Source organism: Mesocryomonas lacus (assembly GCF_055730105.2).
On the sequence record NZ_JBUZWF020000019.1, the window covers coordinates 1 to 1,343 of the forward strand.

Consider the following 1,343-nt stretch of genomic DNA (forward strand, 5'->3'; position numbering starts at 1 on the left):
CTGGAGTGGACCCCATTTCGCCGGACAGGCGGCGGTTGGGTTTAGGCACTGAGCCTGATGAACTCACGAGGCGAGCGGAACTTCAGGCCTGAGTGTGGGTGAACCTCGCAATAATCCTCGATCCAGTCGGGGAGCAAGGCGAGGATGGTGGCGGCGTCGGGCAGGACGGTGATGCTGGCGTAGTCCCGTTTCAGAGTTTTGACGAAGGCTTCCGACATGCCGTTCGACTCCGGGCTGCGAACGGGCGTGAAGAGCAGTGTCAGGCCGAGGGCACGGGCGGTGTCGGCGGTGTCCTTGGCAATGTAGGCGCTGCCGTTGTCCGACAGCCATTCGACGGCATGTGGGACCTTGGTCGTGCCGAAGCGGCGCTCGACGGCGGTGACCATGAGGTCGCGTACCATCTCGCCGGAGATGCCGGCCTGCGCCACGGCCGACCAGGCGATGATCTCGCGGTCGCAGGCATCGAGCACGAAGAGGATGCGCACGACCTCGCGGTTGCGGGCATGGATCTCCAGATGGTCGGAGCACCAACGCACGTTGGAGCGCAGCGCGATGACGACGCCATCATGCGTTCGGCCTGGCCGACGGGCGGTATGGCGCTCGAGCGTCAGGCCGTGATGCTGCATGATCCTCAACACCCGTTTGGCATTGACCGTCGGCTGCCCTTCCGCCCGCAGGCGACGGTTCAGCAGCGCGGTGACCCGTCGGTAGCCATAGGTCGGCCGAGCGTCGACGATGGCACGGATCGGCGCGAGGAACTCAGCATCCTCAGCCTTGCGATACGGCCCCCGCAGTTTCACCGCCCTGCCGCGTCGCTCGTTGACGTGGGAACGAGCGACGTTCAGCGTCCGCGCCACGGCGCTCACCGGGAACCGTCCGTCGGATCGCTCCAGGACAGCAAGGGCGATGTCCGTTTTTTTGGGCGAGCGACGTCGAGCGCCTCTTTGAGGATCTCGTTCTCCATCGTCTTGCGGCCGAGCAGGCGCTCGAGGTCGCGGACCCGCTTCTCCAGATCGCGGACCCTCGACGTGCCGACGACGTCCTCGTCGGCTTGGACGGCGGCATGTCCGCCCTCCAGCATCCGGCGCTTCCAGGCAAAGAGCTGCGACGGGGAGACACCCGCCTGCCGCGCTACGAAGGACACGCTCATTCCCGGCTGCATCGCCTCCTCGACGAGGCGGACCTTCTCGGCCGTCGACCATCGCCGCCGGCGCTGCACGGAAGTGATCACTTCAACCCGAGAAAACGGGCCATCAGGAGCTTTCGACATAGTCGTACTCATAGGCGGATGCCTATGCCTTATCGGCTATGCCACCTGTCCGGTCAAAACGGGGTGCGCTCCA

The 1,343-nt window shown here is 65.5% G+C and carries 1 protein-coding gene; it reads right to left on the reverse strand.

Annotated elements, in window-relative coordinates; genetic code table 11:
- Positions 1-41: 41 nt before the first annotated feature.
- A protein-coding gene (locus tag ACZLZQ_RS24245) for an IS3 family transposase (protein WP_472951878.1) occupies positions 42-1,270 on the reverse strand; the annotation gives its coding sequence in 2 pieces (ribosomal slippage) (positions 42-922 and positions 922-1,270; 1,230 coding nt in all).
- Positions 1,271-1,343: the final 73 nt, after the last annotated feature.